The following is a 26,405-nucleotide window of genomic DNA, read 5'->3' as shown; positions in this document are numbered from 1 at the left end:
TAATCCTATATTTGCATATTGATGCTTATTATTGTATAATAATAAAATTTACAAATGCACTACCTTTCTGAATATATCGACTACTTGCTCAAAGAAAAAAAATATTCTTTGCATACGGCTCGTGCGTACTACCGAGATGTGGAGAGTTTTTGGTCGTTTATCGGCGATGAGGTAGATGTGAGAGAAATCGATGCTATTTTTATTCGTCGATGGGTGGCTCATTTGTCTACTACTGATGTTGCCAATAAGACCATCAATCGTAAGCTGAGTTCGCTGAAATCGTATTTCAAGTTTTTGTATATCGTACAAGTAGTAGAAAATTACCCTTTAGACTTGTTGAAAAATCTACGAGTGGAGAAAAAAATTCAGATTCCCTTTTCAGCAAAAGAGATGCAGGAAGTGATCGATTTGCATTTTCAACCGACAGAAGACTACGAAACCAGTAGAAATCTACTCATTTTATCACTGTTTTATCATTTGGGTTTGCGAAAATCCGAATTGATACAATTGCAAATGAAGGATTATATGATCGATAGTTTTCGAATCATTGGAAAAGGTACTAAAGAGAGAAGAATCCCCATTTCTGCATCTTTACAAGAGCAAATTTCCAACTATTTGATTTTAAGAAAAAAACAAAAATCAGAAGGCGAGGATTATTTTTTTTTAATGAAAAATGGAAAAAAAATCAATCAAACATTTGTATATCGATTAATAAATGACTACTTTAGACCAATCACAACAAAGGAGAAGACGAGTCCACATATTTTACGACACTCTTTTGCCACCCATTTGATAGAAAACGGAGCTGAAATTAATGCCGTGAAACAACTCATGGGACATGCAAGTTTGAGTTCGACGCAGGTTTATGTCAATAATAGTGTAGAGGAGTTGAAAAAAATATATGCACAAGCTCATCCTTTGAACCGAGTACAAAGTATAACAACTAATTTTAAAAACAGTACAGATATGAAAATTAATGTTCAAGCAGTAGGATTTAGTGCAGATCGCAAATTGGTAGATTTTTTAAATGAGCGATTAGGAAAATTAGAACAATATTATGACAAAATCGTAGGTATCGATGTAAACTTACATGTAGAAAATACTTCAGATAAAGAAAACAAGCAAGTAGATGTATTGGTAAAAATTCCAGGAGACGATTTGATTGTAAAGAAAATAGCCAAATCTTTTGAAGAAGCAGCTGATAATTGTGGAGATGCTTTGGAAAGGCTACTTGTAAAAAGAAAAGAAAAAGCAAAAGGAAATTAATTTTTTAGAATGTTGATAAAATTTTTTTTCATAGAGTGATTTTTTAATGTTGTAAAAAGGCTGTCCCAATCGGACAGCCTTTTTTTATAATCTTCGTTTCGTATATAAAATTGTAGATGTTTACCTAATTTTATATTCCAATTTCATCGTAATACTTGCTTCTTTTTCTTTGGAAGATGTATTAAACGCTCCACCGTAGTGAAAATCTTCATTAGAATTTGGAGCGGTAATTTGGATTACTCCCATATTTGCTTTTTTCAATTTTCCTAATTTAGCACCTGCATTTGAGGCAATTTTTTCTGCTCGCTCTTTTGCGTCTTGCGTTGCCGTGGCAATCATTTCGTGTTTTACATCAGACAGTTTGGTGTAAAAATATTGCGGCGGTGATGAGGTAAATTCCACTCCCAAATTGATGATTTCGGTAATGTTTCGAGAGATGTTTTCGATTTTTTCTACTTCTTTACTTTCAATAGAAATACTTTGCGTCAATAAATAGCCCGAAAAAACAGCATACGAATTTCCATTGGTATCTGTGTTGTAATTGTAATTTTTGGAAATATCCACCGCCGAAAAAATGATTTCGTCTGATTTGATTCCTTTGGAAAGCAGGTATTTGTGTATTTCTTCTTTGTCTGAAAGCAGTTCTTTGTACGCCGATTTTAAATCGTAATTGCTTTTGGTAAAATTTCCCGACCAAGAGATTAAATCCGAAGTAAATTTTTTAGTACCCAACCCCGTAACGGTAATTGTTTCATCTGCCTGATTTCTATTTTTGATGGCATCTCCCAAAATGTACATAGAAGTCAATACTCCCGCTATGGCAAAACTTGAAAGGATAAATGTTTTGTTCATATAAATTGAAATTTTTCTCAAAGTTAATGATATATTACAATGTTTACAAAGCAAATCAAATAAAAATAAATTAGTATTTTTGCACCCTAAAACCTTATATCCATTTATTTTTAAGTAAAAAATGAAATTAGACATTCAAAATATTCGAAAAGATTTTCCCATATTAAACGAAACGGTCAATGGTAAACCATTGGTGTATTTCGATAATGGGGCTACTTCGCAAAAACCACAAGTAGTCATCGACGCGGAAAAATATTACTACGAACACTACAATGCAAATATTCACCGAGGCGTACATACATTGAGTCAGAAAGCGACTGATGAATACGAAATTGCTCGTCAAAAAGTACAAAAACACCTCAATGCAGAAAAACTTCACGAAATCATTTTTACAGCAGGAACTACCTTTGGTGTCAATTTGGTAGCCAACGGATTTGTTCAGTTGTTACAACCTAATGATGAAGTGATTATCTCCTATTTAGAGCATCATTCCAATATTGTTCCATGGCAATTTGCTTGTGAGCGTTCGGGGGCTACTCTCAAAGTAATTCCGATGACCAAAGAGGGGATTTTGGACATAGAGGCATACAAAAATTTATTGACTAAAAATACCAAGGTGGTTGCAGTAAATCATGTGTCAAATGCATTGGGAACCATCAATCCAGTAGAGAAAATCACGGCATTGGCTCACGAAGTAGGAGCTGCTGTTTTGATAGATGGAGCACAGGCTGTTCCGCATTTAAAACCCGATGTGCAAAAAATAAATTGTGACTTTTATGTTTTTTCGGGGCATAAGATGTGTGGACCTACAGGAACGGGGGTTTTGTACGGAAAAGAAAATTGGCTCAACACACTTCCACCGTATCAAGGAGGAGGGGAGATGATTGAAAAAGTTTCGTTTGAAAAGACTACCTACGCTTGTTTGCCACACAAGTTTGAAGCAGGAACGCCAAATATCGCAGGAGGTATTGCTTTGGGAGTTGCTATTGATTATCTCAACCAAATAGGATTTGATATAATCGAGCAACATGAAAGAGAATTACTCGAATACGTAACCCAACGATTGTCTGAAATCGAAGAGGTAGAAATTTATGCAAATCACCCTCATAAAGCAGCTGTAGTTTCTTTCAATTGCAAAGGAATTCACCCATATGATATTGGTTCGATTGTAGATAAACTCGGAATTGCTGTTCGCACGGGACATCATTGTACTCAACCGATTATGGATTATTTTGAAATACCAGGTACAGTGAGAGCTTCATTTGCATTTTACAATACCAAAGAAGAAATTGATGTTTTTGTAGATGCTGTGAAAAAAGCAGTTATGATGTTGAAGTAAAAGGCATTAGTAAAATTTTTGTAAAAAAAATAAATTGTTATACAAGGATTTTAGTTTAGCAAAAAAAAAACAAATAATAATGAGTTTATCAATACAAGAAATACAAGAAGAAATCATTGATGAGTTTTCAATGTTTGACGACTGGATGCAACGTTACGAATACATTATCGAATTGGGAAAAACTCTGCCTTTGATAGATGAGAAATATAAAAAAGAAGAAAATCTAATCAAAGGATGCCAATCGCAAGTATGGTTGCATGCTGAAAATGAAAATGATAAAGTAGTTTTTACAGCAGATAGCGATGCGATTTTGACCAAGGGAATCATCGCCTTGTTGATTCGCACTTTTTCCAATCAGACAGCAAAAGATATACTCGAGGCAGACACCTCATTTATTGATGAAATAGGACTGAAAGAACATCTGTCACCTACGAGAGCCAATGGATTAGTATCAATGATTAAACAAATAAAATTATATGCAATCGCCCTACAATCAAACGAATAAAGACATGCAAGAAGAAATCAATATGCAAGATTTGGGAGAAAATATCGTACGAGTACTCAAAACGATTTTCGACCCAGAGATTCCGGTAGATATATACGAATTAGGCTTAATTTACGATGTATTTGTAAACGAAGACCGCGATGTAAAAATCCTTATGACCTTGACTTCGCCCAACTGTCCAGTAGCTGAAACTTTGCCAATGGAAGTAAAAGAAAAGGTGAGTTCAATCGATTTTGTCAATGATGTAGAAATCGAATTGACATTCGATCCACCTTGGGACAAAGAAATGATGAGCGAAGAAGCAAAATTGGAATTGGGAATGTTGTAGGCTATGGAAGAAATCGTAAACAAAGTAGCTAATAGTAGCTTGGAAATCTTTGATTTAGAAGATTATTATCCAAACGAAACCATCGCTATTATCGATATAAGTCAATGGTTATACGAAGGAATTGTTTTGAGAGAAAAAGAATTCAGGTCAGCACTTGCAGAGATAGACTGGAATCAGTACGACCAGCATTTGGTAGCATTGCATTGCAGTACAGATGCTATCATTCCGTCGTGGGCAATGATGTTGGTAGCCTCTTATTTGCAACCTTACGCCAAAGAAATTGTACAGGGGACAAAAGAGCAATTATTGCTGTCATATTATCAAAACAAAATCAATGAAATAGATTTTTCGGTATTTCAAGACAAACCAACTATCATCAAAGGATGTGCAAAAAAGCCTATCCCTGAGGAATGCTATGTGATGGCATTGAAAAAAATGCAAGATTATGCTCGTTCGATTATGTTTGGAGAGGCATGTTCGGCTGTGCCGATTTATAAAAGAAAGAAATAATACAATCATTGGTAAATTTGAATTTTATGGTTTCACGCAGATTTTTTATTATCCTCGTTGTGCTTACTTTTATTTTAGCAGATGGTGCAGATAATATTCGTTGCGTTGATTATTTTTTTGATGAATCAAAAAATATCTTCGATAATCAAATTGAAACAAAGAAAATCATAAAAAATCGATTTCAATCTGCGTGAAAAAGAACAAATAATATTGCAAAGATTATAGTATATATAAAAAAAATTAATAACACAAATTTAAATTTTTATGAAAAAAGTTTTACTTTTAGCGGCATGTTTGGGATTTCAAGCTGTGTCAGCACAAGAAACAACAGAGCCAGAAAGCAACTGGACAAGAACAGGAAATATTACTGTATTGGGGAGTCAGTCAAGTTTTTCTAATTGGCAATCAGGAGGTTCAAACAACATAGCATTGAGTGGAGCGTTGAACTACGACCTCAACTACAAAAAAGACAAATGGACTTGGGACAACAAATTTATTGCATCGTATGGTATCAATAAATTGAAAGGTCAAAAACAACAAAAAACAGACGATCGTATTGAGATCAATTCAGTAGCAGGTTTACAAGCAACAGACAGATGGTCATACTCATTCTTCGGAAACTTCAAAACTCAATTTGATGTAGGTTATGATCCAAAAAAACCAACAAATGTTATTTCACACTTTATGTCGCCTGCATATTTGCAGTTTGGTCCGAGTATGTTGTGGAAAAAAGACGATAATTTGCGTGTGAATATTTCGCCTGCAGCAGCAAGATTTATCTTTGTACACAAGCATTTCACAGATTTTGGACCATCGTTTGGTGTAGAGCAAGGAGAATCTATGCGTTTTGAGTTTGGAGCATCTGTAAATGGGTACTACAAAGTACAGTTGATGGAAAACTTTGTAGTTGAAAACATTTTGAGTTTGTATTCAAACTATTTAGACAAACCACAAAACGTGGATATCGATTATCAAATGAATGCAGTATTGAAAGTAAACAAATATATTTCTACAAACTTGACATTCCAAGCTTTGTATGATGACAATGCGTTCAAAGGATTTCAAACAAGGCACACTTTTGGTGTAGGATTAAACGTTTTGTTTTAATAGATAAAAGAAGGGGCAAATTTCAAAAATATGCCCCTTTTCTTTTTATTTCGTTTGATGGTTTACATCATTTCTATGTTGAGTGATTTCTAAATTCTCATCTACAAAATACGCACTACCAAATCCGTTTACATAACTTCCTTTAGTAGGCTTTAATTTAATTAAAATAAAATCTTGCATTTCACTTATCATTTCCACTACTTTTCCATGAGTATTTTTCAATTGAGAAACTACCTCGTTCCATGTTGCACTATTTCTGTCAATTTGTTCTGTAATAGTATCTAACGTTAAACGTTCTCTAGCATAAACCTGCTTAGTTGTCGATTCGTCTTCAATAAATAGGGCAGATGCTTTACCATTTAATAAGTTTTTGGTATGTCTTGCCATAAAAGAAACCAATATATAAAAATCATTCCCTACTCGTACATAAGGGGCATAACTTGCCGTTGGATTTCCATCAGAGTCTATAGTTCCTAAAATTATTGATTTAGTTGAAGAGATTAATTCGTTTACTTTAGGAGCAATCGGACGTGCCTGTCTGTTTGTTTCAGTGTGATTTGTCATATTTTTTTAAGTGTAATTTATATTTGTAACAAAATTACATAAAAATAACAATTAACCAAAAGAAAAAATAATTATTTTCACAACCTGTTGATTTCACTTGGTTAAACCTAAAAATACTCGTAAATTAGCGGAAATTTTCATTAAATCATGATTAAAAACGATTTATTTCTAAGAGCCTTAAACGGCGAAACTGTAGAAAGACCACCTGTATGGATGATGCGTCAAGCAGGTAGATATTTACCAGAATTTCGTGCCTTGAGAGACAAATACGACTTTTTTACGCGTTGTAAAACTCCAGAATTGGCATCGGAAATCACTGTTCAACCCATTCGTATTGTAAAACCCGATGCTGCGATTTTGTTTTCTGATATTTTAGTGGTTCCTCAAGCCATGGGAATCGATGTGGAATTGAAAGACAATATCGGTCCAATCATTCCCAATCCGATTCGCTCGATGGCAGATGTGGAAAAAGTATATATCCCAGAAATCAATGACAAATTGGGCTATGTGATGGACGCTATCAAAATGACCAAAGAAATGCTCAATGACGAAGTACCATTGATTGGTTTTGCTGGATCGCCTTGGACGATTTTCTGTTATGCAGTAGAGGGGAAAGGTTCGAAATCGTATGACAAAGCCAAAGGATTTTGCTTCTCAGAGCCTGTAGCAGCCCACGCTTTGTTGCAAAAAATCACAGATACAACCATTTTGTATTTGAAAGAAAAAGTAAAAACAGGAGTAAACGCCATTCAAATATTTGATTCTTGGGGAGGTATGTTGTCGCCTACAGATTACGCTGAGTTTTCGTGGAAATACATTCAGCAAATAGTAGATGCATTGGCAGACGAAACCAAAGTAATCGTTTTCGGAAAAGGATGTTGGTTTGCTTTGGAAACTATGGCACAGTCCAAAGCTTCAGCATTGGGAGTAGATTGGACTTGTGACCCAAAAACAGCGAGGAAATTGACAGGAGGAAACATCACTTTGCAAGGAAATTTCGACCCATCGAGATTGCTTTCACCTATTCCAACGATTAAAAAAATGGTGCATCAGATGATCGACGAATTTGGAAAAGACAAATACATTGTAAATTTAGGACACGGTATTTTGCCAAACATTCCAGTAGATCACGCCAAAGCATTTATCGAAGCAGTAAAAGAGTATTCGAGATAATATTTTCGAGAAAAATAATAGAATTAAAGTCTAAAGGAATAATTGATGTTTTTATTGATAAAATATTCAATTATGTAAAACGACTTTTTAAAATTAATGGAGACACTTTAAACGAAATGTGCGTAAAATCATTTTCTTTTTGAGTGAGGAAACGAACGAGTTTAAATGATTTAGCACATAAGTTTTAAAAGGGTCATTAATTTTATTAGGTCTTGACTTTTTGTAACTTTTGTGTCAAGACAAAAGTTAAAATTTAATTTTAAAATAAAAATTATGTTCCCACTACACAGAGGCAGAAGATTACGTGTAAACGAATCTGTGAGAAGTTTGGTAAGAGAAACCAGTCTTTCTCCAGCAGATTTTATGTTTCCGATGTTTATTATAGAAGGTGAGAATCAACAGATTGAAATACCTTCTATGCCAGGTATCTATCGTCGTACCATTGATTTGACGGTAAAAGAAGTACAGGAATTGTATGATTTAGGCATCAGAGCAGTCAATATTTATGTAAAAGTAAATGACGACCTAAAAGACAATACAGGAAAAGAAGCTTGGAATCCCAATGGATTGATGCAACAAGCTATTCGTGCGATAAAAAAAGCAGTTCCAGAAATGATTGTGATGCCCGATGTAGCTCTTGACCCTTATTCGATGTATGGACACGACGGAATCATCAAAAACGGTGATATTGTCAATGACGAAACGGTAGAAGCCTTAGTAAAAATGGCACTTTCGCATGCCGAAGCAGGAGCAGATTTCGTAGCTCCATCGGATATGATGGACGGTCGTATTTTGAGATTGCGTGAAGGATTGGACAAAGCAGGTTTTCCACATGTAGGAATTATGAGCTATTCGGCAAAATATGCCTCTGCATTTTACGGACCGTTTAGAGATGCTTTGGATTCAGCACCAAAAGAAACAGGCAAAGTAGTTCCAAAGGATAAAAAGACCTACCAAATGGATTATGCCAACCGTATCGAGGCAATCAAAGAAGCAGTTTGGGATGCTGAAGAAGGAGCGGATATTGTGATGGTAAAACCAGGAACGGCTTATCTCGATATAGTACGCGAAGTAAAAGATGCGGTAAATATTCCTGTTGCGGTTTTCCATGTGTCGGGTGAATATGCCATGATTAAGGCAGCCGCTGAAAAAGGTTGGTTCGACCACGACAAGATTATGATGGAACAATTGTACTGTATCAAAAGAGCAGGAGCAAGTTTGATTTCGACTTATTTTGCAAAAGAAGCAGCAAAATTGTTACAGAAGTAAATAATTGATAAATAAAACTGTCTATATTATAAGGCAGTTTTTTGTTTTTTTGAATATGAAAAAAATATTTTTTGCAATTTTACTACTGCTAAGTGTTTGTATGTCAGTGGCTCAATCCACTGATAGAGGATGGGGAAGTATTGACAAGCAAAATGCACAGGCGATAGTCGGTTTTTTGGCATCAGATGCACTAAAAGGTAGAAATGCAGGTAGTGAAGAAAATAAAATTGTAGTTGAATATCTTGTTTCAAAGTTAAAGGAAATAGGAATTTCTCCTTTAAAAACAGATTATACAGAAAGTTTTTTAGCAATAAATAAAGGAAAAAGATGGTCGCTTGATGGAGAAATTCCTGATGAAAACAAAGTGCAATTGACCAATGTTTACGGGATGATTCCAGGTGAAAATACGGCGGAATATTTGGTCATTGGAGCTCATTTCGATCATTTAGGTATGGATGAAAATAGAGAAGGAGATAAGATTTTTAATGGAGCAGATGATAATGCATCGGGCGTTTCGGCTGTTTTACAAATTGCAAAAGCTATGCAATTGGACGGTAATAAACCTAAGCGTACTGTGATTTTTGCTTTTTGGGATGGAGAAGAAAAAGGATTGTTGGGTTCGGAATATTTTATGCGTTCATCGGCATATTCTATAAAAAGTTATCTGAATTTTGATATGATTGGTCGCAACACTGACGAAAACAACCCTCATACAGTTACATTTCTATATACCAAAGCAAACAAAATGTTTGAAAATTGGGTAAGAAAATCAACAGAAGAAAAACAAATGTCATTACAACCTATATATAAACCTTGGGACAATCCAATAAGAGGAAGTGACAATGCCTCTTTTGCTAAACGAGGAGTGCCGATTTTGTGGTTTCACACCGATGGACATACAGATTATCATCAAACGAGTGATGAGTTACATAAAATCAATTGGGAAAAATTGGTAGAAATAACCAAAGTAGCCTATCTCATTTCTTGGGAAATGGCGAATGACGATTATTAAATAGCAAAGTGAATTAAAATCCTTAGGTTGCCCCTTTTTTGGGACAGCCTAAGGATTTTTATAACATAAATTAAACAAATGAAAAAATCATTATACTTTCATGATTTCAGCTTCTTTTTCAGCTAAAATATTGTCAATTTTTTTGATGTACGCATCTGTCAATTTTTGAATGCGATCTTCAGCGTCTTTACAAATATCTTCAGAAGTTCCGTCTTTTTCTTGTTTTTTGATGTCGTTGTTGGCATCTTTACGAGCATTTCTCACAGAGATTTTTGCGTCTTCTGCTTCTGCTTTAGCTTGTTTTACCAATTCTTTACGACGCTCCTCTGTGAGAGCTGGGATATTAATCATAATTGTTTCTCCATTGTTCATTGGGTTCAATCCTAAGTTTGCAATCATAATAGCTTTTTCGATAGGTTGCAACATACTTTTCTCCCAAGGCGAAACCGACAATGTACGAGGATCTGGTACACTGATGTTTGCTACTTGTGAAAGTGGAGTTTGTGATCCGTAATAATCCACAAAAACACTTCCCAACATTTGAGGGGTTGCTTTTCCAGCACGGATGTTCAACAAAGATTTATTTAAGTGGCTGATCGAACCTTCCATAGATTCTTTTGCCTCGTCGATAATAAAATTGATTTCTTCTGTCATGATGATATTTTTTAATAAACCGTAGTTCCGATTGTTTCTCCTTTACATACTTTTAATAAATTGTCTTCTTTGTTCATGTCAAAAACAACGATTGGAAGATTGTTTTCTTGGCTCAATGTAAAAGCGGTTGTATCCATTACATTCAAGCCTTTTGTAAGCACATCCGCAAATGTGATTTCTTCAAATTTTGTAGCATTAGGGTTTTTCTCAGGGTCTGCTGTATAAACACCATCCACGCGCGTTCCTTTTAAAATTACATCAGCATTCACTTCAATACCTCTCAAAACAGCTGCTGTATCAGTAGTAAAATAAGGGTTTCCTGTACCTGCACCAAAGATTACAATACGTCCTTTTTCCAAGTGGCGAGTGGCTCTTCGTTTGATATACGGCTCAGCAATTTCTTCGATTTTCAAGGCTGTTTGTAAACGAGTGTACATTCCTTGATCTTCCAAAGCACCTTGCAATGCCATACCGTTGATCATCGTTGCCAACATTCCCATATAATCTGCTTGTACTCTGTCCATTCCTTTGCTCGCACCTGCAACTCCCCTAAAGATGTTACCTCCACCGATTACGATGGCTACTTCTACTCCTAAATCAACTACTTTTTTGATTTCTGTGGCATATTCTGTCAAGCGTTTTGAATCAATTCCGTATTCGTTATCGCCCATTAATGACTCTCCACTTAATTTTAAAAGTATTCTTTTGTATTTCATTTTACCCTAATTTTATTTGCAAATATAGTTGATTTTTTCAAGTTTTTTGATGGATATTTCCAAAAAAAATAGATGAATTTTATTCCTCCTCTTCTTCCACATCATGATCATCAAACCAATACGGCTCGATGGCGATGCGTTCGACAAAGAAATCTGTTTTTTCGTAATAATCTTCAGCAAAAAATAAGCGTTGAGTTTTTCCGATACTTTCCGATAGGCGTTGTAACCTTCCATCCATTCGTGCTTTGAGCATTTGATTGATTGAAATAAACGAAAACATTTTCAACTGATTGACATCAAATCCTGCTACACTGAACATCAAATTGAGGCGTTCGGGGGTACCAATCAAGACATCGATTCCTAACGAAATGAGGTTTTTATCCTCGTCGAGATTGGTTTTTTCATGGGTGAAAAAAATACGCAAATCGTTTTTCTTGCCGTAATTTTCAAATTTTTCTACCAATCGCAAAACGGTTTCTTTATCTGGTGCAATAATCAACGCACGAGGCGAAAGCATATCTGGTTTTTCCAATCGTTGAATGGTAGAAAGTACCAGCAAATCTTCTCGTTCGTCGGTGTTTTCGCATACAATCACAATATCACTTCCGCTTTTTATCGTGCTAAACGATTCTTTGATAAGAGGAGTGATTTCGATTTGCAATTCTTCGATTTGCTCTGCTAATAATGGGTTTAATTTTTTTAGTTTCATTTTTTTAATTTAGCCACTTTTTATAGCCACAAATTAGCACTAATTTTTTATTACACTAATTACATTTTTTTGTGTTGTTTTACTTTTGAAAATAGTGAATTCATCTTGACTTTTTTTACACCTTAGGTGTAGTTTTTTTAGCCACGACTCGAGGATCTGCCGACTGTACGCCGTAAATTAACACGAATAATTAATTCGTGAAAATAATTCATAAAAAACTCCTTGTATTTCGTGGCTAACCCTAAAAGCGTAGCCTGGAAAATCTGCGTGAGACAAAACTATTTTGTAGCAAACAATTGTACATCTCTTTTGCAAATCACTTGCTCGCCCAAAATCGTCAATCTTTCAACTACGTTTCGCAATTCACGAATGTTTCCTGTCCAGTCGTATTCTTGCAATAATTTCATAGCTTCGGCATCGATAGATTTTTTGGCAGTACCGTTTTCCTCGGCGATTTTTGTCAAGAAGTGTTCTACCAAAATTGGTATATCATCTCGGCGTTCGTTCAATGCAGGTACTTTGATTAAAATCACCGCCAAACGATGGTACAAATCTTCTCTAAATCTACCAGCTTCGATTTCTTTTCGCAAATCTTTGTTGGTAGCGGCTATTACTCGCACATCTACTTTGATGTCTTTTTCAGCTCCTACACGATTGACAATGTTTTCTTGTAACACACGCAAAACTTTTGCTTGTGCAGACAAACTCATATCACCGATTTCGTCCAAGAACAATGTACCGCCATTGGCTGCTTCAAATTTTCCTGCACGGTCTTTCACTGCCGAAGTAAAGGCTCCTTTTACATGACCAAACAATTCGCTTTCAATCAATTCTGATGGAATTGCTGCACAGTTTACCTCAATCATAGGAGCTGAGGCTCTTTTGCTCTTTTGGTGAATATTGTGAGCAACGAGTTCTTTTCCTGTACCATTTCCACCTGTAATCAATACGCGTACATCGGCTTCGGCTACTTTGTCTATCAACTCTTTGATTTGTTGGATAGGTTCGCTTTCTCCGATGATTTCGTATTTCTTTTGTACTTGAGTTTTCAGTTGTTTTTTCAATTGTTTGTTTTCAACCACCAAAGATTTGATGTCCAGGGCATTGCGAACGGTAGTCAACAAGCGATTTAAATCTGGCGGTTTTGAGATATAATCAAACGCCCCCAAACGCATGGTGTTTACGGCAGTTTCCAAGACGCCATGACCAGAAATCATGATAAACGGCAATTCGCTTTTGATAGATTTTGCGGTTTTCAATACTTCTTCACCGTCTTTTTTGGGCATTTTAATGTCGCAAATCACCAAATCCAAATCTTCAGATTCGATGATTTTTAGAGCTTCTTCGCCATCTCCAGCCTCAAAAAGTTGAAAACTTTCATTTTCTTCCGCTAATATTTTCACTAATACGCGACGAATGGCTTGTTCGTCTTCTACGATTAATATTTTTGACATAACTTAATTTTAAAATTAATATTTCAACCACTTCAACATTTCTTTCCAAGAGGCTTTTTTACCATACATCAAGATTCCTACTCGGTAAATTTTGGCTGCAATATACACGATTGCTGCAAAAGTTGCTATCAAAATCAATACAGATAAGGCAATTTGATAAAACGGTACACCAAACGGAATACGCATCATCATTACTATCGGCGATGTAAATGGTATCATCGAAAATACTACTGCTGTGGTTCCGTGTGGGTCGTTGATTACCGTAAATGCTCCAATATACACTCCTAAAATCAACGGAGCTATGACTGGCATTAAAAACTGTTGTGAATCGGTTTCATTGTCCACTGCGGCTCCTATGGCTGCATAGATGGCACTGTACAAAAAGTATCCAAAGATAAAAAACACCAAGAAACTCAATCCCAATTCTAAAAACGGTAATTGTAAGATTTCGGCGATATACATTTGAATGGTATCTTGATTTTCTGCCAATCCAACCAATTCTTCTCCTGCTCCCACAGGCATTACAGGTGGTGTAGTAGGTTGCATAAAAATCGAAAGTATCAACATCAAGATTCCACCGCAAACTCCCCAAATGATAAATTGTAAAATACCAGCCAAAGAAGCTCCGATGATTTTACCCAGCATCAATTGATAAGGTTTTACTGACGAAATGATGACCTCGATGATGCGATTTACTTTTTCTTCGATTACGCTACGCATTACCATATTTCCATACACGATGATAAACATCATAATCATATAGCCCAAAATACTACCTAATACACCTTTTATCTCGTTGATTCCCTTTACGGTAGTTTCTCCAGAAGACTTTTGCATATTCATAGAAACATCTACTTTTGAACGATGCATTGCCATTGTATCGATTCCGTTGGCTAAGTAGTTTTTCGCTGAAAATACTTTCGATAATTCATATTCTACATCGTCGATAAAACGCATAGAGGGACTTTCCTCTGAAATGTACTCTACGCCGTTTTCGTATTTTTTCAAATCGTCAAATTTTGGAATATGCAATATCCCTTGATAGGTTTCTTCTTCCAACCCTTGCTTCATTACTTCTTTTTCATAAGTAGGAAAATAGGTGTAATGATACGCATCGTCTGACTCAAATGAGGTTTGAAACCACCCCGTTTCGTCGCAAATGGCAATGTTTTTTTTGTCGGTAGGGTCTTGAGTGCTTAAAAACACTACCAATCCCACCAATGCTGCCATCAACAACGGACTTAAAAAAGTCATTACAATAAAGGATTTATTTCGCACTTTGGAAATAAACTCTCGTTTTATAATTAATGATAATATGCTCATGTTGTTATTTTTTTACCGCTTGAATAAAAATATCGTTGATACTTGGAATTTTTTCCGAAAAATGCACAATCGTTCCATAAGTAAAAACAGTTTGTAGCAAGGAATTGACATCGGCATTTGGCAAATGGATATTCAATTGCACATCGGTTTCGTCTAAAGTTTTTATAGTGTTGTCTTCCGTAACATCGGCTCCCAATTGTTGCAATTTGGCTTTTAATTCGTCTTTTCTTTCTGTTTTCAACACCAACGAATACATATACGAACGAAACGCCTTTTTTACATCGTTGAGTTTTCCATCGATGATTTTTTTCGATTGATGAATCAAGGCAATATGGTCGCATATTTCCTCTACCGATTCCATGCGGTGCGTAGAAAAAATCACTGTGCTACCTTGCTCTTTTAGCTGAATGATTTCATCTTTGATAAGGTTGGCATTTACAGGGTCAAAACCAGAAAAAGGTTCGTCGAAAATCAACAATTGTGGTTTGTGAAGCACCGTAACAATAAATTGAATTTTCTGTGCCATTCCCTTTGACAATTCTTGGATTTTTTTGTCCCACCAATGGGTGATATCCATTTTTTCGAACCAATATTTGAGTTGTGTCAAAGCTTCTTTTTTAGAAAGTCCTTTTAACTGAGCCAAATACAATGCCTGTTCGCTCACTTTCATCGAGCGGTACAATCCGCGTTCTTCGGGCATGTATCCGATGATTTTTACATCTTCGGGCGAAAGTTTTCTACCGTTGAGAAAAATTTCTCCACTATCTGGATAAGTAATTTGATTAATCATGCGGATGAGTGTCGTTTTTCCAGCTCCATTCGGACCCAAAAGTCCAAAAATACTTTGCTTTGGAATTTCCAACGACACCTTGTCTAAGGCCGTTTTATCGGCGTATTTTTTTACAACATCTTTTACTTGTAGTATGTGATTCATAGATTTGTTTTTTTACAATTTTCAAAGGTAGTGAAAAAATAGCTATCGCATTCATCCTTGCACGATGTAATTTTGTACTGTGATTATATATAAAAAAAATCCACCTCAAAGTTGAGGTGGATTTGTGCGATTATAACAATCCTCTTTTCTTTAAAAGCGGTTCGATTTTAGGATCAGCTCCTCTAAATTTTCTATACAATTCTGCAGGGTCTTCTGTTCCTCCTTTTTCAAGGATGTTTGTGCGGAATAATGTAGCTTTTTCTTGGTCAAACAACGAAGTTTCTTTAAAGGCTTGGAAGGCATCCGAATCCAAAACTTCACTCCAAATATAGCTATAGTATCCTGCAGAATATCCACCTGCAAAGATATGACTGAAATAAGTAGCTCTATATCTTGGGATTACTGCCTCAATCAATCCTACATTAGACATAGCATCTTTTTCAAACGAATTGATGTCTGTTTTTATCGGTTGGTCGATTGTGTGGAATTTCATATCCAAAAACGATGCTGCCAAATATTCAATCGTAGCAAATCCTTGGTTGAAAGTACCTGCTGCTTTCATTTTTTCAATCAATGCATCAGGGATAACTTCGCCTGTTTGGTAATGTTTTGCGTACATTTTGATTACTTCAGGGTCTGAAGCCCAGTTTTCTAAAACTTGCGAAGGCAATTCTACGAAATCTCTCGGAACATTTGTACCTGACAAACTTAGGTAGTTTACATTTGACAATAATCCGTGCAAAGCATGTCCGAACTCATGGAAAAATGTTGTCGCTTCGTCAAAAGTCAAAAGTGATGGAGCCGATGCCGTAGGTTTTGTAAAATTACAAACAATCGAAACTACTGGCATTACATTTTTACCATTTTGAATGTATTGATCTGTAAAAGAAGTCATCCAAGCTCCACCTCTTTTTGAAGCTCTTGGGTGCATATCCATATACAGCAAACCGATTTTTTTATCGTCTTTGTCTTTTACTTCCCATACAGTTACATCCTCGTGATATTTTGGCATGTTTTTCAACTCAGCATATTTCAATCCCCATAATTTGTTGGTAACATCAAAGATACCTTGACGCACATTTTCTAAGCTAAAATATGGTTTCAACTCTTGTTCGTCTAAGTTGTAACGCTCTTTTCTAATTTTTTCTGCGTAGTATCTCCAATCGTAAGGCTGTACCGTTTCGTTGATTCCGTCGCGTTGCATCATTGCATGAATATCAGTGGCTTCTGCTTTTACTTTTTGCAAAGCAGGAGTCCATAATTGTTGTAGCAAACGCGTCACATTTTCTGGAGTTTTTGCCATACTTTCTTCCAAAACATAAGCTGCATGGTTATTATATCCCAATAATTGAGCTTTTTGCAAACGCAAGTTTGCCAATTGTAAAGCATTTTGTTTGTTGTCCAACGCATTGTCTTGGTTACCTCTTTTTTGGTAGGCTTCCCAGATTTGTTTTCTCAATTCACGATTTTCAGCATATTGTAAAAACGGCATTACAGATGCATTGTCTAAGGTAAACACCCATTTTCCTTCTTTTTTTCTATTTTTTGCTTCTTCAGCAGCTACTTCAATCAAATCGTTTGGCAATCCAGCTAAATCTTTTTTGTCTTCGATTATCAGTTCATAATTATTAGTTTCAGCTAATAAGTTGTCCCCAAATTTTAGAGAAAAGACAGACAATTCTTTGTTGATGTCTTTTAGTTTTTCTTTGTTTTCTTTAGAAAGATTTGCACCGCTTCTTACAAAACTTTTATAGGTGTCTTCCAATAAAGTTTTTTGTTCCGCAGTTAATGAAGGTGTTTCTACAGAAGGTGTTTTGTAATCGTCATATACCTTTTTTACACGAGCAAACAATTTGTCGTTCATTTTGATATTGTCACTGTGTTCTGAAAGGACAGGAGCTATTTCTTGAGAAATTTGTTGAATTTCTTCGTTCGTATCAGTACTTGTCAATGGGAAAAAGGTTTTAGCTACTTTTTGTAAAAGTCTACCAGAGTTTTCTATAGCTACGATAGTGTTTTCAAAAGTTGCATTTTCCTCAGAATTTGCGATTGCTTCGATTTCTTTTTTGTGTTCCTTGATAGAGTATTCAAAAGCTGGTTTGTAATGTGAGATTTTGATATCTTCAAACGGTGGCACTTGGTATTCTCCTTCCCAATTAGCAATCAATGGATTGTTGTCGTCAAATACTCCAGCAGTGTTGGATTTGTTGCACGACCCAATAGTCATACCTACTACAGCTGATAGCATAACTAAAGATTTTTTATTCATATTTATGTATTTTTTTGCAATTTACAAATTTTACTTGATGATATGAAGGTTAAAGTAAAAAATCCTCAGAATTTTCTGAGGATTAGTATGTATTAATTATTAGCTTTAAATTCTTTCAATTTTTTGATTAATTCTGGAACTACTTGAAAAGCGTCTCCAACTACTCCATAATCAGCTACTTTAAAGAATGGTGCCTCAGGATCTGTGTTGATTACCACTTTTACTTTTGATGCGTTGATACCTGCAATGTGCTGAATAGCTCCTGAGATACCTACTGCGATGTACATGTTTGACGCTACTGGTTTTCCTGTTTGTCCCACATGCTCTGAGTGAGGTCTCCAATCTAAGTCAGATACTGGTTTTGAACATGCGGTTGCAGCTCCCAAAACTTCTGCCAACTCTTCGATCATTCCCCAGTTTTCAGGTCCTTTCAATCCTCTACCTCCAGAAACTACGATTTCTGCATCTGCAATCGATACTTTTCCAGTAGTTTTTTCTTGAGATTCTGTTTTTACTTGGAAATCTGCATCGCTCAATGATACTGAGAAATCTTCTTCTGTCAAGCTCACTGCGTCTTCAGCTACTCCATAAGAGTTTTTAGCAATTGCCAATACTTTTACATTTGTTGCGATTTCAGTAATATTGAAAGCTTTGTTTGAAAACGCATTTCTCTTTACTTGGAAAGGCGAAATAGATACTGGTAAAGCGATTACATTTGATGCGTATCCAGCGTTTAAATTTACTGCTACAATTGGAGCAGCGTACAATGAATCTGTAGTAGAAGAAAGGATTACTACTTGTGCATTTTCTTTTTCAGCGGCTTGTTTGATAACATCTGCATAAGCCTTTGCGTTGAAAGATTCCAATTGTTCGTTGTTTACTTTCAATACTTTGCTTACTCCGTATTTTGCCAATTCTGACACATCTGTTGCGTTTACAGTTACCGCAGTAACAGTTGTTCCCAATGAATCGGCTACTTTTTTAGCATAAGAAGCGATTTCAAATGCTACTTTTTTAAATTTTCCTTCAGAAAATTCTGGATATATTAAAACTGACATTTTTTCTTAGATTTTTAGGATTAGATTACTTTTGCTTCGTTGTGCAACAATTGGATTAATTCGTCCAAGTTGTCTGGGCTTACCAATTTCACAGCAGATTTTGGAGCTGGTTTTTCAAATTTTACAACAGTCGTTTTGTTACTATTTGCAGTTGGCTCTATTACTTGAATCGCTTTTGTACGAGCTGCCATAATTCCGCGCATGTTAGGAATTTTCAAATCTTTTTCTTCAACGATTCCTTTTTGTCCACCTACAACCAAAGGAGTTGCACAAGATAAAGTTTCTTTTCCTCCGTCGATTTCACGAGTTACCTTTGCATTTCCTCCGTCGATTTCCAAACCGATACAAGAGTTTACAAAGTTGTACCCCAAATGAGCAGCCAACATTCCAGGAACCATACCACCGTTGTAGTCCAATGATTCTTTACCACAGATTACCAAGTCGTAGTTTCCATTTTTTACAACTGTAGCCAATTGCTCAGCCACAAAAGCACCGTCTGTTGGGTTTGCATTTACGCGGATTGCCTCATCAGCTCCGATAGCCAAAGCTTTGCGGATTGTAGCCTCGGTATCGTTTCCGCCAACATTGGCTACAGTGATGTGTGCACCTTGTTTTTCTTTAAACCAAATGGCACGAGTCAATCCAAATTCGTCGTTAGGGTTGATTACAAACTGAACTCCGTTTGTGTCGAACTCTTTATCATCATTGATAAAGTTGATTTTTGAAGTAGTATCAGGCACATGGCTGATGCAAACTAATATTTTCATTTCGAATATATTTTTTTATGTTATTTTAATAAACAGTTACGAAGGTATGAAAAAAAATCATTCTAAACAAAAGAAAAAAAGTATTTGTGGTTTTATCGTTTGTTGAATACAAATTGAAGATTTTGAGATTCGTAATTTTCAAACGCACGGTCTGAACTAATCAAGTGAAGTTTTTCTGTTATGGCTTGTGAAATAATAATACGGTCTATTAGGTCGGTTTTTTCCTCTATTACATTCAATTTTGAATGGTTTTTTAGGTGTTCGTCTTTGGTGTGTAAGACTTTTAAGCCTAAATCGTTAATTATAAAACTATAAATTTATTCAGTAGTTTTAAATTTAAGTTTTTTCAATTTTCCTCTTTCAAAAAGATATTTTATATTCACTAAAGACAATGAACTCCCATACAGCAAATTTTGATAATCTTCCACTAAGTTTTTACATTATTTGAAAGATTATCAAAATCTTCTGAAAATAGAAAAATTGCTATATTAGTGTCCAATAAATATCTCATTTTTTTTAGTTAAGAACCGCTTCCATATCTATAATCTTTACTCCGCCTCCTTCAGCTTTTATTTTTTTTATATAATATCCTACCCTCGAAGTTCTTTTGCCATTTTCAGGGGCGTAAAATAATTCTTCTTTGATTTTTTTTTTGCTTTTGAACTCTTTTTCTTTGTTTTTTTTTGTTGCTTCCATGGTTTCTTGATTTTATTGTTGAATTCAAATATAATGAAAAAATCTTACATTCAGATAATTACTATTTGAAAAAATTATCTTACAACAATTTCTTCAATTTTGTCACTCAATTGATTTCTCAGTTGAGTGATGGTTTGATTATAAATTGGATGTACAAAATTAGCGGCTATTTCTTGTAAGGGCAATAAAACAAAATCTCTTTGATGCAACAACGGATGGGGGACAATCAATTTTTCTGTTTGAATAATTTCTTCGTTGAAAAACAATACATCTATATCTATGACACGAGCGGAATATCCATTTTTTGAAAGTCGTACTCTACCTAAATCTTTTTCAATTTTCAAACAACCGTCTATGACTTCTTTACTTGATTTTTCGGTTTGTACAGCGATTGCCATATTGTAAAAGTTTTCGCTGACAAATCCCCAAGCAGGGGTTTCATAGATTTTAGATTGTGCTGTAATTTCCCCCAATCGTTGATTGATTTCTTTCAACGCTTGATTTAAATAATTTTTTCTTGGCGAAATATTACTTCCTAATGATAAAAAAACGGTATTCATATTATTGATGATGATAAGGTTCGTTTCTCAAAATGGTAAATGCTCTGTAAATCTGCTCAACGATAAACAGACGAATCATTTGATGAGAAAATGTCATATCTGAAAACGAGATTTTCCCATAAGCTTTGTCATAAACTTGTTGCGAAAATCCATAAGGACCTCCGATGACAAATACCAAGGTTTTCAATCCTGCATTCATTTTTTTTTGTAATTCGTCGGCAAAGGCTACACTGGTAAATCGTTTTCCTCTTTCGTCCAACAAAATCAAATGATCGGTAGGAGAGAGCTTGGCTAAAATAAATTCGCCTTCTTTTTGTTTCTGTTGTTCTTGCGAAAGGTTTTTAGTGTTTTTTATATCGGGAATTATATCCAATTCAAATTTGATGTAATGTTTCAAACGATTGGTATATTCCTCGATTAATTGAATTAGGTGCTTGTTGTCGGTTTTGCCTATGGCTAAAAGTTTTATGGTCATGAGAAACTGATTTGGTTGAGCAAAAATACTGTGTGATTTAAAAAAAATAAAAAAAAATCTTATTTTAAGTGACTTTTTTAAAAGTTAGTTTCTTATAGGTAAAGGGTAGTAAAAAAAACCCATTCTTAGCTGGGAACTAAGAATGGGAAAAATTGCTATGAAAAAGAAAAAATTACCCTTTTGGGGTTTGCAAATTTAAAAAAAATAATTTGTCTTATGAAAACATTTCTTTGACTTTTTCAAAGAAAGATTTTTCTTCTTTTTGTGGGTTTGGCTCCAAATTTTTAGAGTCTTTCATTTTTTCAAAAATTTCTCTTTCTTCTTTCGATAGATTTTTTGGAGTCCAAACGTTTACATGTATTAAGAAATCTCCTGTTTGATATCCTTGTACACTTGGCATACCTTTGCCTCTCAATCGCAATATTTTACCAGATTGTGTACCTTCTTCGATTTTTATGCGAACTTTTCCATTGAGAGTATCAATTTCTTTTTGAGTTCCCAATGCTGCTTCAGCAAAACTGATGTACAAATCGTAGTGTAGGTTGTCGTCTTGGCGAGTAATGGTATCATGAGGAATTTCCTCAAAAATTACAATCAAATCTCCTGCAATACCGTTATTTCCTGGAGCGTCATTTCCTTTTCCAGTGATTTTCATTTGCATTCCATCTTGTACCCCTGCTGGTACTTTGAAGGTGATTTGAGTTTCGGTAGTAATTAATCCGTCAGCATCAGCACCTGTTGGTCTGTTGGTCAATTTTTCTCCTACACCACTACATACATGACATGGTGATGAAGTTTGCATTGCACCCAATATTGTGTTTTGTACGCGTGTTATCTGTCCACGTCCATTACATGTAGTACACGTGCTGTATGTAGCACCAGGTGCTTTTGCTTTTCTTTTTACTTTGATTTTTTTCTCAACTCCGGAATGAATATCTTCGAGAGTGGCTTTTACTTTGATTCGCAAGTTTGAACCTTTGATTTGATTTCTTCCACCTCCGCCAAATCCGCTGAAACCTCCAAAGCTACCTCCTCCAAAGATGTCACCAAATTGTCTAAAGATGTCTTCCATATTCATGCCACCAAAGCCACCTCCGTAGCCACCTCCACCAGCACCTTCAAAGGCTGCGTGTCCATATTGGTCGTAACGTGCTTTTTTATCAGGGTCGCTCAAAACTTCGTATGCCTCTGCAGCCAATTTGAATTTTTCCTCAGCTTCTTTGTCACCAGGATTTTTATCAGGGTGAAATTCGATGGCCTTTTTGCGATAGGCTTTTTTTATGGTTGCTGCATTTGCAGATTTGTCTATTCCTAATATTTCGTAATAATCTTGTTTCATTGAAATTTTTATGTGTTTTGATTATTGTCCTGTAACTACTTTTGGATAACGAATGATTTTTTCTCCCAGTTTGTATCCTTTTTCGATTACATCTACAATTTTTCCTTTCATATCATCTCCTGCGGGAATTTGTGTTACAGCTTCAGCAAAATCTGCGTCAAAAGCACTTCCTTTTTCTATAACGATATCCTCTAATCCTTTTGATGACAAAGTGTCTTTAAATTTGTTGTAAATGAGTTGTACTCCATGTAGTTGCTCTGTATTTTCTTGTTTTTCCAACTGTGCAATAGCTCTTTCAAAATCATCGATTATAGGCAAAAGTGCGATCAAAACGCTTTCGCTTGCTGTTGTATATAATTCCAAACGTTCTTTTGTAGTACGCTTTTTATAGTTTTCAAATTCGGCATACATTCTCAAGTATTTATCTTTTTCTTGTTGCAATTCTTCTTTCAACTGTTCTTCAATAGATGCAACCGTTTCTTGAGTTTCTTGTACGATTTCTTGCTCTTCGTTTGGTGTGATATTTTCTTCTGACATGATATTTAGTTGTTTAGTTTTCGATTCTTTATTAAGCAATTGTTTTGCCAATTTCCAAGTTATGACAAGATGTCATTTATTATGAAACAAAACAGTTGAGGATTATCAACTGTTTTGTTTTATTTAATAATATTTTATTCCAATTTTAGCGTTTGCCAAAGTATTGGTTGGAATCAATAGAATTTTATTTTCGGATAAAAGTTTTATATCAATATTGTCAATTGCAATGATTTTTTCCTTCGATTTTTTCGTCAATTAATAAGATGTGAGTTCCAATGGAAATGATTTTCTTTAGGTAATAACTATGCAATAAATGTTGCATCATTTTTCTCGAACCCAATCCGAATGAAATTGAAAAGGATGCTAATAATACTCCTAAAATGATACTAATGTTGTCGGTTATCAACGCCTGCCTGTCCCAAACTCATCAGGATGAAGAAAAACATCATCTCCATAATCACTACATTGGAAATAATTTTGAATATACTGTTGTTGCCGAATGCACCTTGCAAGCTTGATAATTTTGATTTTACTTGGTCAGTAATAAATACTCCAGCCAATAATATTGTAATAGAGGTAATCAATTGTGGTAGGTAGGCAAAAACTTTATTTAAAGCATTGGTAATATCATTGAAATTAAAGATTTCGGTACTGATCATTACCAATAAAAGAGCAACTATTACTTTGTATAGCGGTAATTAGTATTTTTTTATGTCGATTTTGATGCCAGCATTGTTCAAAAATATTGAATTTTTGAATAAATCGTTTACTTTTTCAATTTTTGGATGAGAAACCAATTTGGTTGTCAGTTTTACTATCATTTTATAGATAAATAAACTAGCCAAAACATACCCAACCAATTGTTCGAAGTATATTAATCCGTCGATGGCTCTGTCCAACCGAAGGTCAAAGTCTATTGATGTAAAATTCATTTTTTTATTACTGTTAATTGATGTTTTTTACGTTTAGATTGTTTGTGTTGATTGTATTTATTGATGATTTGTATTTCATCGTACTTAGGATTGGATCTGGCAAACCTATCAAGTAAACTTCCGAAATATCTATGGACAATTTGATCATATGAATATCATTGAGAACTTTTTCCTTTATGATATCAGGGAGATGCTTGTCTTCTATGATTTGTTTAAAGGGATTTTCTATAATTAGTTCAATTCTACTACTTTCTTTTTAGCTCTTAATAATCTCATTTTTACAGCACTTTCATTGATTTCTAATATGGTAGAATTTTTTTTATCGAAAGGTCTTCTTGATATTTCATTAAGTGAATGTTTTTTTCGGTTACGGTCAAAAGTTCTAAAACTTCTAACAAACGTTGATAGATCAAGGCGAAAATTTCTCTTTCGAGTTTTTCTTGTTCGCCTGGGTCTAATTCTTCCTCAATGGCTTCGTTATCTATATTTACAACATTTTCTTGTTGACCTCGCAAGAAATCCATACAAGCGTTGTAGGTTACAGAATAAATCCATGTGGATATTTTTGATTCAAACCTAAACTTTGAGATATTGATGTATATTTTGATAAATATATCATGCGTTATATCTTTTGAGTTTTCTTTGCATCTGACAGTTTGTATGTATTTGTTGTATACAAATTTTGCGTATCGATCGTATATATACGAAAAGAGATTGGTGTCTTTTGTTTCTATAAACAACACTACCAATTCCTCATTAGATAATGTATGACATTTCTTATAATTAACAGATGTTGATTGTAGTTTTAGTTTCAGGGTGTTTTTATTCTATGTTTTTTATAAGACTGCAAAAACACGGATTATTACATTAGCAATCGTATTTTGTAAGGAATTAAAACTTTATTTTCTTTTTCATTGGCAAACTGTATGAAATCGTATAGTTGAAACTCGCACCGACGCTTCCGCTGTATTTTTTTCCATATCCTGGCATATAGAGGTTTTCAAATTGCTCCAATTTGCTGTTGTACAGTAATAAATGTGTACGGAAATTAAATCCTAAATACAAGCCAGAAAGTACTTCGACTTTGGTTCCCAATACCAATTCCAACCAATGAGCTTGCAAATCATTGTATGTACGATTGACTATTACTTTTTCTTCTTCAAAAATGCCTCCTATGGTGGTTAGGTCATAACTGATGAGTTTTTGCTTAAACAGACTGAAACCATATCGTCCGCCTACAAAAATCATATTGCTTATGCCTTGCCAATTTTGGTGAAGGTTTTTGTCGATTCCCAATCTGAGGTAGCTTCCCATTGTTGAAAAATCCATACGGTCTTCGCGAGTATATTTGTCCACAAAACCAGCTTCTACTACGGCATAATGGTCTTTTTTATACAGATAATCCGCCGAAACATCGATACCCTTATAGTTTTTATCCCATACATTTCTGCTGAGTGAAAAAGCATCTATCCCTATGCGAAGAGGTTTTACCTTTCCTACAGTTTTTACAGCTGTGGTTTCGGTAGTTTGTGCAACCGTCGAAGCTCCAATCAATAGACTAATAATAGAGTATAAAATGTGTGTCTGTTTCATTACTTATCGTGTTTGTGGTAAGGTCTAATCCTCTAATCCATTGGGTGTTGTTCTGTTTTCTTTGGTATGAAAACGCCTCGAATTGTGTACGAAAACCACAGGCTTTGCTTATATAGATGTTTTTGGGTGTATAGGTAAAAAGAAATTGTTCTTCACCTAAAAGTATTTCTTCATTTGAAGAAGTTACATCATACAATTTTAGCGTCCATTCGGCAGAATTTTGCACAGGCGAAAGCGGAATGTACAAGGTAGGCGTGTTTTTATATTCGATGTATTGCTCGGTATCTGCAAAATACATTCGAATGATTTTTGCAGCTTTTTTATTTTCAGGAGCAAATAAATCGTGCAATTCTATTCGAAACCTTGGGGTTTGACTTTCTCCGTCGCATAAATCGTTTTTTTCACAGCTGAATATTGTGAATAGTGATAAAAATGTAATTAATATTTTTAAAAATTGAGACATT

At 34.9% G+C, this 26,405-nt stretch carries 32 protein-coding genes; 9 read left to right on the top strand and 23 right to left on the bottom strand.

All coding sequences use genetic code 11. The annotated features are described in order from the left end of the window. The first annotated feature begins 54 nt into the window (after positions 1-54). On the top strand, positions 55-1,266 hold the full coding sequence (hpf, locus tag AB4865_RS12430; RefSeq protein WP_372473640.1) for a ribosome hibernation-promoting factor, HPF/YfiA family: 1,212 nt from the start codon (positions 55-57) through the stop codon (positions 1,264-1,266). Positions 1,267-1,386: 120 nt separating this feature from the next. On the opposite strand, the gene AB4865_RS12425 is transcribed toward hpf, so the two are convergent. Then, positions 1,387-2,118, bottom strand: a complete 732-nt coding sequence (locus AB4865_RS12425; protein WP_372473639.1) for an SIMPL domain-containing protein — start codon at positions 2,116-2,118, stop codon at positions 1,387-1,389. 121 nt (positions 2,119-2,239) lie between these two features. Here AB4865_RS12425 and AB4865_RS12420 point away from each other — a divergent pair, with 121 nt between their 5' ends. The 5 genes from AB4865_RS12420 to AB4865_RS12400 all read left to right on the top strand — a co-directional run bounded on the left by AB4865_RS12420 (position 2,240) and on the right by AB4865_RS12400 (position 5,907). Next, positions 2,240-3,457, top strand: a complete 1,218-nt coding sequence (locus AB4865_RS12420; protein WP_372473638.1) for an aminotransferase class V-fold PLP-dependent enzyme — start codon at positions 2,240-2,242, stop codon at positions 3,455-3,457. A 79-nt stretch (positions 3,458-3,536) separates the two neighbouring features. Continuing rightward, positions 3,537-3,962: a SufE family protein gene (locus tag AB4865_RS12415; RefSeq protein ID WP_372473637.1), complete on the top strand. Its 426-nt coding sequence runs from the start codon at positions 3,537-3,539 to the stop codon at positions 3,960-3,962. Between the two features lie 4 nt (positions 3,963-3,966). Further along, positions 3,967-4,290, top strand: a complete 324-nt coding sequence (locus tag AB4865_RS12410) for an SUF system Fe-S cluster assembly protein (protein ID WP_372474918.1) — start codon at positions 3,967-3,969, stop codon at positions 4,288-4,290. Positions 4,291-4,293: 3 nt separating this feature from the next. After that, positions 4,294-4,800 carry a DUF2480 family protein gene (locus tag AB4865_RS12405; protein WP_372473636.1) on the top strand — a complete coding sequence of 169 codons (507 nt, stop codon included), beginning with the start codon at positions 4,294-4,296 and terminating at the stop codon, positions 4,798-4,800. Positions 4,801-5,064: 264 nt separating this feature from the next. Beyond that, entirely contained in the window at positions 5,065-5,907 is an 843-nt protein-coding gene (locus tag AB4865_RS12400; RefSeq protein WP_372473635.1) for a DUF3078 domain-containing protein, read from the top strand. 45 nt (positions 5,908-5,952) lie between these two features. On the opposite strand, the gene AB4865_RS12395 is transcribed toward AB4865_RS12400, so the two are convergent. Then, positions 5,953-6,471, bottom strand: coding sequence for a HugZ family protein (locus tag AB4865_RS12395; protein ID WP_372473634.1), 519 nt, complete (start codon positions 6,469-6,471; stop codon positions 5,953-5,955). 147 nt (positions 6,472-6,618) lie between these two features. On the opposite strand from AB4865_RS12395, the gene hemE reads away from it, so the two are divergent. From hemE to AB4865_RS12380, 3 genes are all read left to right on the top strand, one after another. Next, a complete protein-coding gene (hemE, locus tag AB4865_RS12390; RefSeq protein WP_372473633.1) occupies positions 6,619-7,644 on the top strand; it encodes a uroporphyrinogen decarboxylase in 1,026 nt (341 codons plus the stop codon). A 273-nt stretch (positions 7,645-7,917) separates the two neighbouring features. Further along, positions 7,918-8,913: a porphobilinogen synthase gene (gene hemB, locus AB4865_RS12385; protein ID WP_372473632.1), complete on the top strand. Its 996-nt coding sequence runs from the start codon at positions 7,918-7,920 to the stop codon at positions 8,911-8,913. A gap of 55 nt (positions 8,914-8,968) precedes the next feature. Then, positions 8,969-9,925, top strand: coding sequence for a M20/M25/M40 family metallo-hydrolase (locus AB4865_RS12380; RefSeq protein WP_372473630.1), 957 nt, complete (start codon positions 8,969-8,971; stop codon positions 9,923-9,925). A gap of 90 nt (positions 9,926-10,015) precedes the next feature. Here the strand turns inward: AB4865_RS12380 and frr are convergent, their stop codons facing one another. The 21 genes from frr to AB4865_RS12275 form a co-directional block, all read right to left on the bottom strand. Then, a complete protein-coding gene (gene frr, locus AB4865_RS12375) occupies positions 10,016-10,579 on the bottom strand; it encodes a ribosome recycling factor (protein WP_372473629.1) in 564 nt (187 codons plus the stop codon). An 11-nt stretch (positions 10,580-10,590) separates the two neighbouring features. Further along, a complete protein-coding gene (gene pyrH, locus AB4865_RS12370) occupies positions 10,591-11,295 on the bottom strand; it encodes a UMP kinase (protein ID WP_372473628.1) in 705 nt (234 codons plus the stop codon). A gap of 79 nt (positions 11,296-11,374) precedes the next feature. Beyond that, positions 11,375-12,004, bottom strand: a complete 630-nt coding sequence (locus AB4865_RS12365; RefSeq protein ID WP_372473627.1) for a DEAD/DEAH box helicase — start codon at positions 12,002-12,004, stop codon at positions 11,375-11,377. A gap of 278 nt (positions 12,005-12,282) precedes the next feature. Next, positions 12,283-13,458, bottom strand: a complete 1,176-nt coding sequence (locus tag AB4865_RS12360) for a sigma-54-dependent transcriptional regulator (protein ID WP_372473626.1) — start codon at positions 13,456-13,458, stop codon at positions 12,283-12,285. 15 nt (positions 13,459-13,473) lie between these two features. Continuing rightward, positions 13,474-14,781: an ABC transporter permease gene (locus AB4865_RS12355; RefSeq protein ID WP_372473625.1), complete on the bottom strand. Its 1,308-nt coding sequence runs from the start codon at positions 14,779-14,781 to the stop codon at positions 13,474-13,476. Between the two features lie 4 nt (positions 14,782-14,785). Continuing rightward, positions 14,786-15,715 carry an ABC transporter ATP-binding protein gene (locus tag AB4865_RS12350; protein ID WP_372473624.1) on the bottom strand — a complete coding sequence of 310 codons (930 nt, stop codon included), beginning with the start codon at positions 15,713-15,715 and terminating at the stop codon, positions 14,786-14,788. Between the two features lie 130 nt (positions 15,716-15,845). Continuing rightward, positions 15,846-17,984 carry a M3 family metallopeptidase gene (locus AB4865_RS12345; protein ID WP_372473623.1) on the bottom strand — a complete coding sequence of 713 codons (2,139 nt, stop codon included), beginning with the start codon at positions 17,982-17,984 and terminating at the stop codon, positions 15,846-15,848. Positions 17,985-18,076: 92 nt separating this feature from the next. Next, entirely contained in the window at positions 18,077-19,042 is a 966-nt protein-coding gene (locus AB4865_RS12340) for an electron transfer flavoprotein subunit alpha/FixB family protein (protein WP_372473621.1), read from the bottom strand. 20 nt (positions 19,043-19,062) lie between these two features. Beyond that, the gene (locus AB4865_RS12335; protein ID WP_372473620.1) at positions 19,063-19,809 is read right to left on the bottom strand and encodes an electron transfer flavoprotein beta subunit/FixA family protein; all 747 of its coding nucleotides are present in this window, start codon (positions 19,807-19,809) and stop codon (positions 19,063-19,065) included. A 92-nt stretch (positions 19,810-19,901) separates the two neighbouring features. After that, positions 19,902-20,048, bottom strand: coding sequence for a hypothetical protein (locus AB4865_RS12330; protein WP_372473619.1), 147 nt, complete (start codon positions 20,046-20,048; stop codon positions 19,902-19,904). A gap of 277 nt (positions 20,049-20,325) precedes the next feature. Next, positions 20,326-20,505, bottom strand: a complete 180-nt coding sequence (locus AB4865_RS12325) for a hypothetical protein (RefSeq protein ID WP_372473618.1) — start codon at positions 20,503-20,505, stop codon at positions 20,326-20,328. Positions 20,506-20,579: 74 nt separating this feature from the next. Continuing rightward, complete coding sequence (gene folK / locus AB4865_RS12320; RefSeq protein ID WP_372473617.1) at positions 20,580-21,065, bottom strand: 2-amino-4-hydroxy-6-hydroxymethyldihydropteridine diphosphokinase; 486 nt, start codon at positions 21,063-21,065, stop codon at positions 20,580-20,582. Position 21,066: 1 nt separating this feature from the next. Then, positions 21,067-21,540 carry a 23S rRNA (pseudouridine(1915)-N(3))-methyltransferase RlmH gene (gene rlmH, locus AB4865_RS12315; protein ID WP_372473616.1) on the bottom strand — a complete coding sequence of 158 codons (474 nt, stop codon included), beginning with the start codon at positions 21,538-21,540 and terminating at the stop codon, positions 21,067-21,069. Between the two features lie 214 nt (positions 21,541-21,754). Next, positions 21,755-22,879, bottom strand: coding sequence for a molecular chaperone DnaJ (dnaJ, locus tag AB4865_RS12310; RefSeq protein ID WP_372473614.1), 1,125 nt, complete (start codon positions 22,877-22,879; stop codon positions 21,755-21,757). A gap of 21 nt (positions 22,880-22,900) precedes the next feature. Beyond that, complete coding sequence (locus tag AB4865_RS12305) at positions 22,901-23,416, bottom strand: nucleotide exchange factor GrpE (protein WP_372473612.1); 516 nt, start codon at positions 23,414-23,416, stop codon at positions 22,901-22,903. A gap of 217 nt (positions 23,417-23,633) precedes the next feature. Next, positions 23,634-23,822: a hypothetical protein gene (locus tag AB4865_RS12300; RefSeq protein WP_372473610.1), complete on the bottom strand. Its 189-nt coding sequence runs from the start codon at positions 23,820-23,822 to the stop codon at positions 23,634-23,636. Then, positions 23,803-24,075 (bottom strand): hypothetical protein, encoded by a 273-nt coding sequence (locus AB4865_RS12295; protein WP_372473607.1) that lies wholly within the window; start codon positions 24,073-24,075, stop codon positions 23,803-23,805. The genes AB4865_RS12300 and AB4865_RS12295 overlap by 20 nt, the downstream gene beginning before the upstream one ends. 39 nt (positions 24,076-24,114) lie before the next feature. Further along, positions 24,115-24,348, bottom strand: coding sequence for a hypothetical protein (locus tag AB4865_RS12290; protein ID WP_372473606.1), 234 nt, complete (start codon positions 24,346-24,348; stop codon positions 24,115-24,117). A 299-nt stretch (positions 24,349-24,647) separates the two neighbouring features. After that, a complete protein-coding gene (locus tag AB4865_RS12285; protein WP_372474917.1) occupies positions 24,648-25,091 on the bottom strand; it encodes an RNA polymerase sigma factor in 444 nt (147 codons plus the stop codon). Positions 25,092-25,239: 148 nt separating this feature from the next. Further along, positions 25,240-25,941: a DUF6048 family protein gene (locus AB4865_RS12280; protein WP_372473604.1), complete on the bottom strand. Its 702-nt coding sequence runs from the start codon at positions 25,939-25,941 to the stop codon at positions 25,240-25,242. Beyond that, entirely contained in the window at positions 25,907-26,404 is a 498-nt protein-coding gene (locus AB4865_RS12275; RefSeq protein ID WP_372473602.1) for a DUF6452 family protein, read from the bottom strand. Before AB4865_RS12275 ends, AB4865_RS12280 begins: the two co-directional genes overlap by 35 nt. Position 26,405 lies beyond the last annotated feature (1 nt).

Source organism: Capnocytophaga sp. ARDL2 (assembly GCF_041530365.1).
GTDB lineage: Bacteria > Bacteroidota > Bacteroidia > Flavobacteriales > Flavobacteriaceae > Flavobacterium.
This window is presented reverse-complemented; position numbering and strand designations above follow the sequence as displayed.

Bases quoted from the DNA above. Each gene is read 5' to 3' on its own strand.
- hpf (WP_372473640.1), top strand. From the start codon at position 55: ATGCACTACCTTTCTGAATATATCGACTACTTGCTCAAAGAAAAAAAA.
- AB4865_RS12425 (WP_372473639.1), bottom strand. From the start codon at position 2,118: ATGAACAAAACATTTATCCTTTCAAGTTTTGCCATAGCGGGAGTATTG.
- AB4865_RS12420 (WP_372473638.1), top strand. From the start codon at position 2,240: ATGAAATTAGACATTCAAAATATTCGAAAAGATTTTCCCATATTAAAC.
- AB4865_RS12415 (WP_372473637.1), top strand. From the start codon at position 3,537: ATGAGTTTATCAATACAAGAAATACAAGAAGAAATCATTGATGAGTTT.
- AB4865_RS12410 (WP_372474918.1), top strand. From the start codon at position 3,967: ATGCAAGAAGAAATCAATATGCAAGATTTGGGAGAAAATATCGTACGA.
- AB4865_RS12405 (WP_372473636.1), top strand. From the start codon at position 4,294: ATGGAAGAAATCGTAAACAAAGTAGCTAATAGTAGCTTGGAAATCTTT.
- AB4865_RS12400 (WP_372473635.1), top strand. From the start codon at position 5,065: ATGAAAAAAGTTTTACTTTTAGCGGCATGTTTGGGATTTCAAGCTGTG.
- AB4865_RS12395 (WP_372473634.1), bottom strand. From the start codon at position 6,471: ATGACAAATCACACTGAAACAAACAGACAGGCACGTCCGATTGCTCCT.
- hemE (WP_372473633.1), top strand. From the start codon at position 6,619: ATGATTAAAAACGATTTATTTCTAAGAGCCTTAAACGGCGAAACTGTA.
- hemB (WP_372473632.1), top strand. From the start codon at position 7,918: ATGTTCCCACTACACAGAGGCAGAAGATTACGTGTAAACGAATCTGTG.
- AB4865_RS12380 (WP_372473630.1), top strand. From the start codon at position 8,969: ATGAAAAAAATATTTTTTGCAATTTTACTACTGCTAAGTGTTTGTATG.
- frr (WP_372473629.1), bottom strand. From the start codon at position 10,579: ATGACAGAAGAAATCAATTTTATTATCGACGAGGCAAAAGAATCTATG.
- pyrH (WP_372473628.1), bottom strand. From the start codon at position 11,295: ATGAAATACAAAAGAATACTTTTAAAATTAAGTGGAGAGTCATTAATG.
- AB4865_RS12365 (WP_372473627.1), bottom strand. From the start codon at position 12,004: ATGAAACTAAAAAAATTAAACCCATTATTAGCAGAGCAAATCGAAGAA.
- AB4865_RS12360 (WP_372473626.1), bottom strand. From the start codon at position 13,458: ATGTCAAAAATATTAATCGTAGAAGACGAACAAGCCATTCGTCGCGTA.
- AB4865_RS12355 (WP_372473625.1), bottom strand. From the start codon at position 14,781: ATGAGCATATTATCATTAATTATAAAACGAGAGTTTATTTCCAAAGTG.
- AB4865_RS12350 (WP_372473624.1), bottom strand. From the start codon at position 15,715: ATGAATCACATACTACAAGTAAAAGATGTTGTAAAAAAATACGCCGAT.
- AB4865_RS12345 (WP_372473623.1), bottom strand. From the start codon at position 17,984: ATGAATAAAAAATCTTTAGTTATGCTATCAGCTGTAGTAGGTATGACT.
- AB4865_RS12340 (WP_372473621.1), bottom strand. From the start codon at position 19,042: ATGTCAGTTTTAATATATCCAGAATTTTCTGAAGGAAAATTTAAAAAA.
- AB4865_RS12335 (WP_372473620.1), bottom strand. From the start codon at position 19,809: ATGAAAATATTAGTTTGCATCAGCCATGTGCCTGATACTACTTCAAAA.
- AB4865_RS12325 (WP_372473618.1), bottom strand. From the start codon at position 20,505: ATGGAAGCAACAAAAAAAAACAAAGAAAAAGAGTTCAAAAGCAAAAAA.
- folK (WP_372473617.1), bottom strand. From the start codon at position 21,065: ATGAATACCGTTTTTTTATCATTAGGAAGTAATATTTCGCCAAGAAAA.
- rlmH (WP_372473616.1), bottom strand. From the start codon at position 21,540: ATGACCATAAAACTTTTAGCCATAGGCAAAACCGACAACAAGCACCTA.
- dnaJ (WP_372473614.1), bottom strand. From the start codon at position 22,879: ATGAAACAAGATTATTACGAAATATTAGGAATAGACAAATCTGCAAAT.
- AB4865_RS12305 (WP_372473612.1), bottom strand. From the start codon at position 23,416: ATGTCAGAAGAAAATATCACACCAAACGAAGAGCAAGAAATCGTACAA.
- AB4865_RS12295 (WP_372473607.1), bottom strand. From the start codon at position 24,075: ATGATCAGTACCGAAATCTTTAATTTCAATGATATTACCAATGCTTTA.
- AB4865_RS12290 (WP_372473606.1), bottom strand. From the start codon at position 24,348: ATGAATTTTACATCAATAGACTTTGACCTTCGGTTGGACAGAGCCATC.
- AB4865_RS12280 (WP_372473604.1), bottom strand. From the start codon at position 25,941: ATGAAACAGACACACATTTTATACTCTATTATTAGTCTATTGATTGGA.
- AB4865_RS12275 (WP_372473602.1), bottom strand. From the start codon at position 26,404: ATGTCTCAATTTTTAAAAATATTAATTACATTTTTATCACTATTCACA.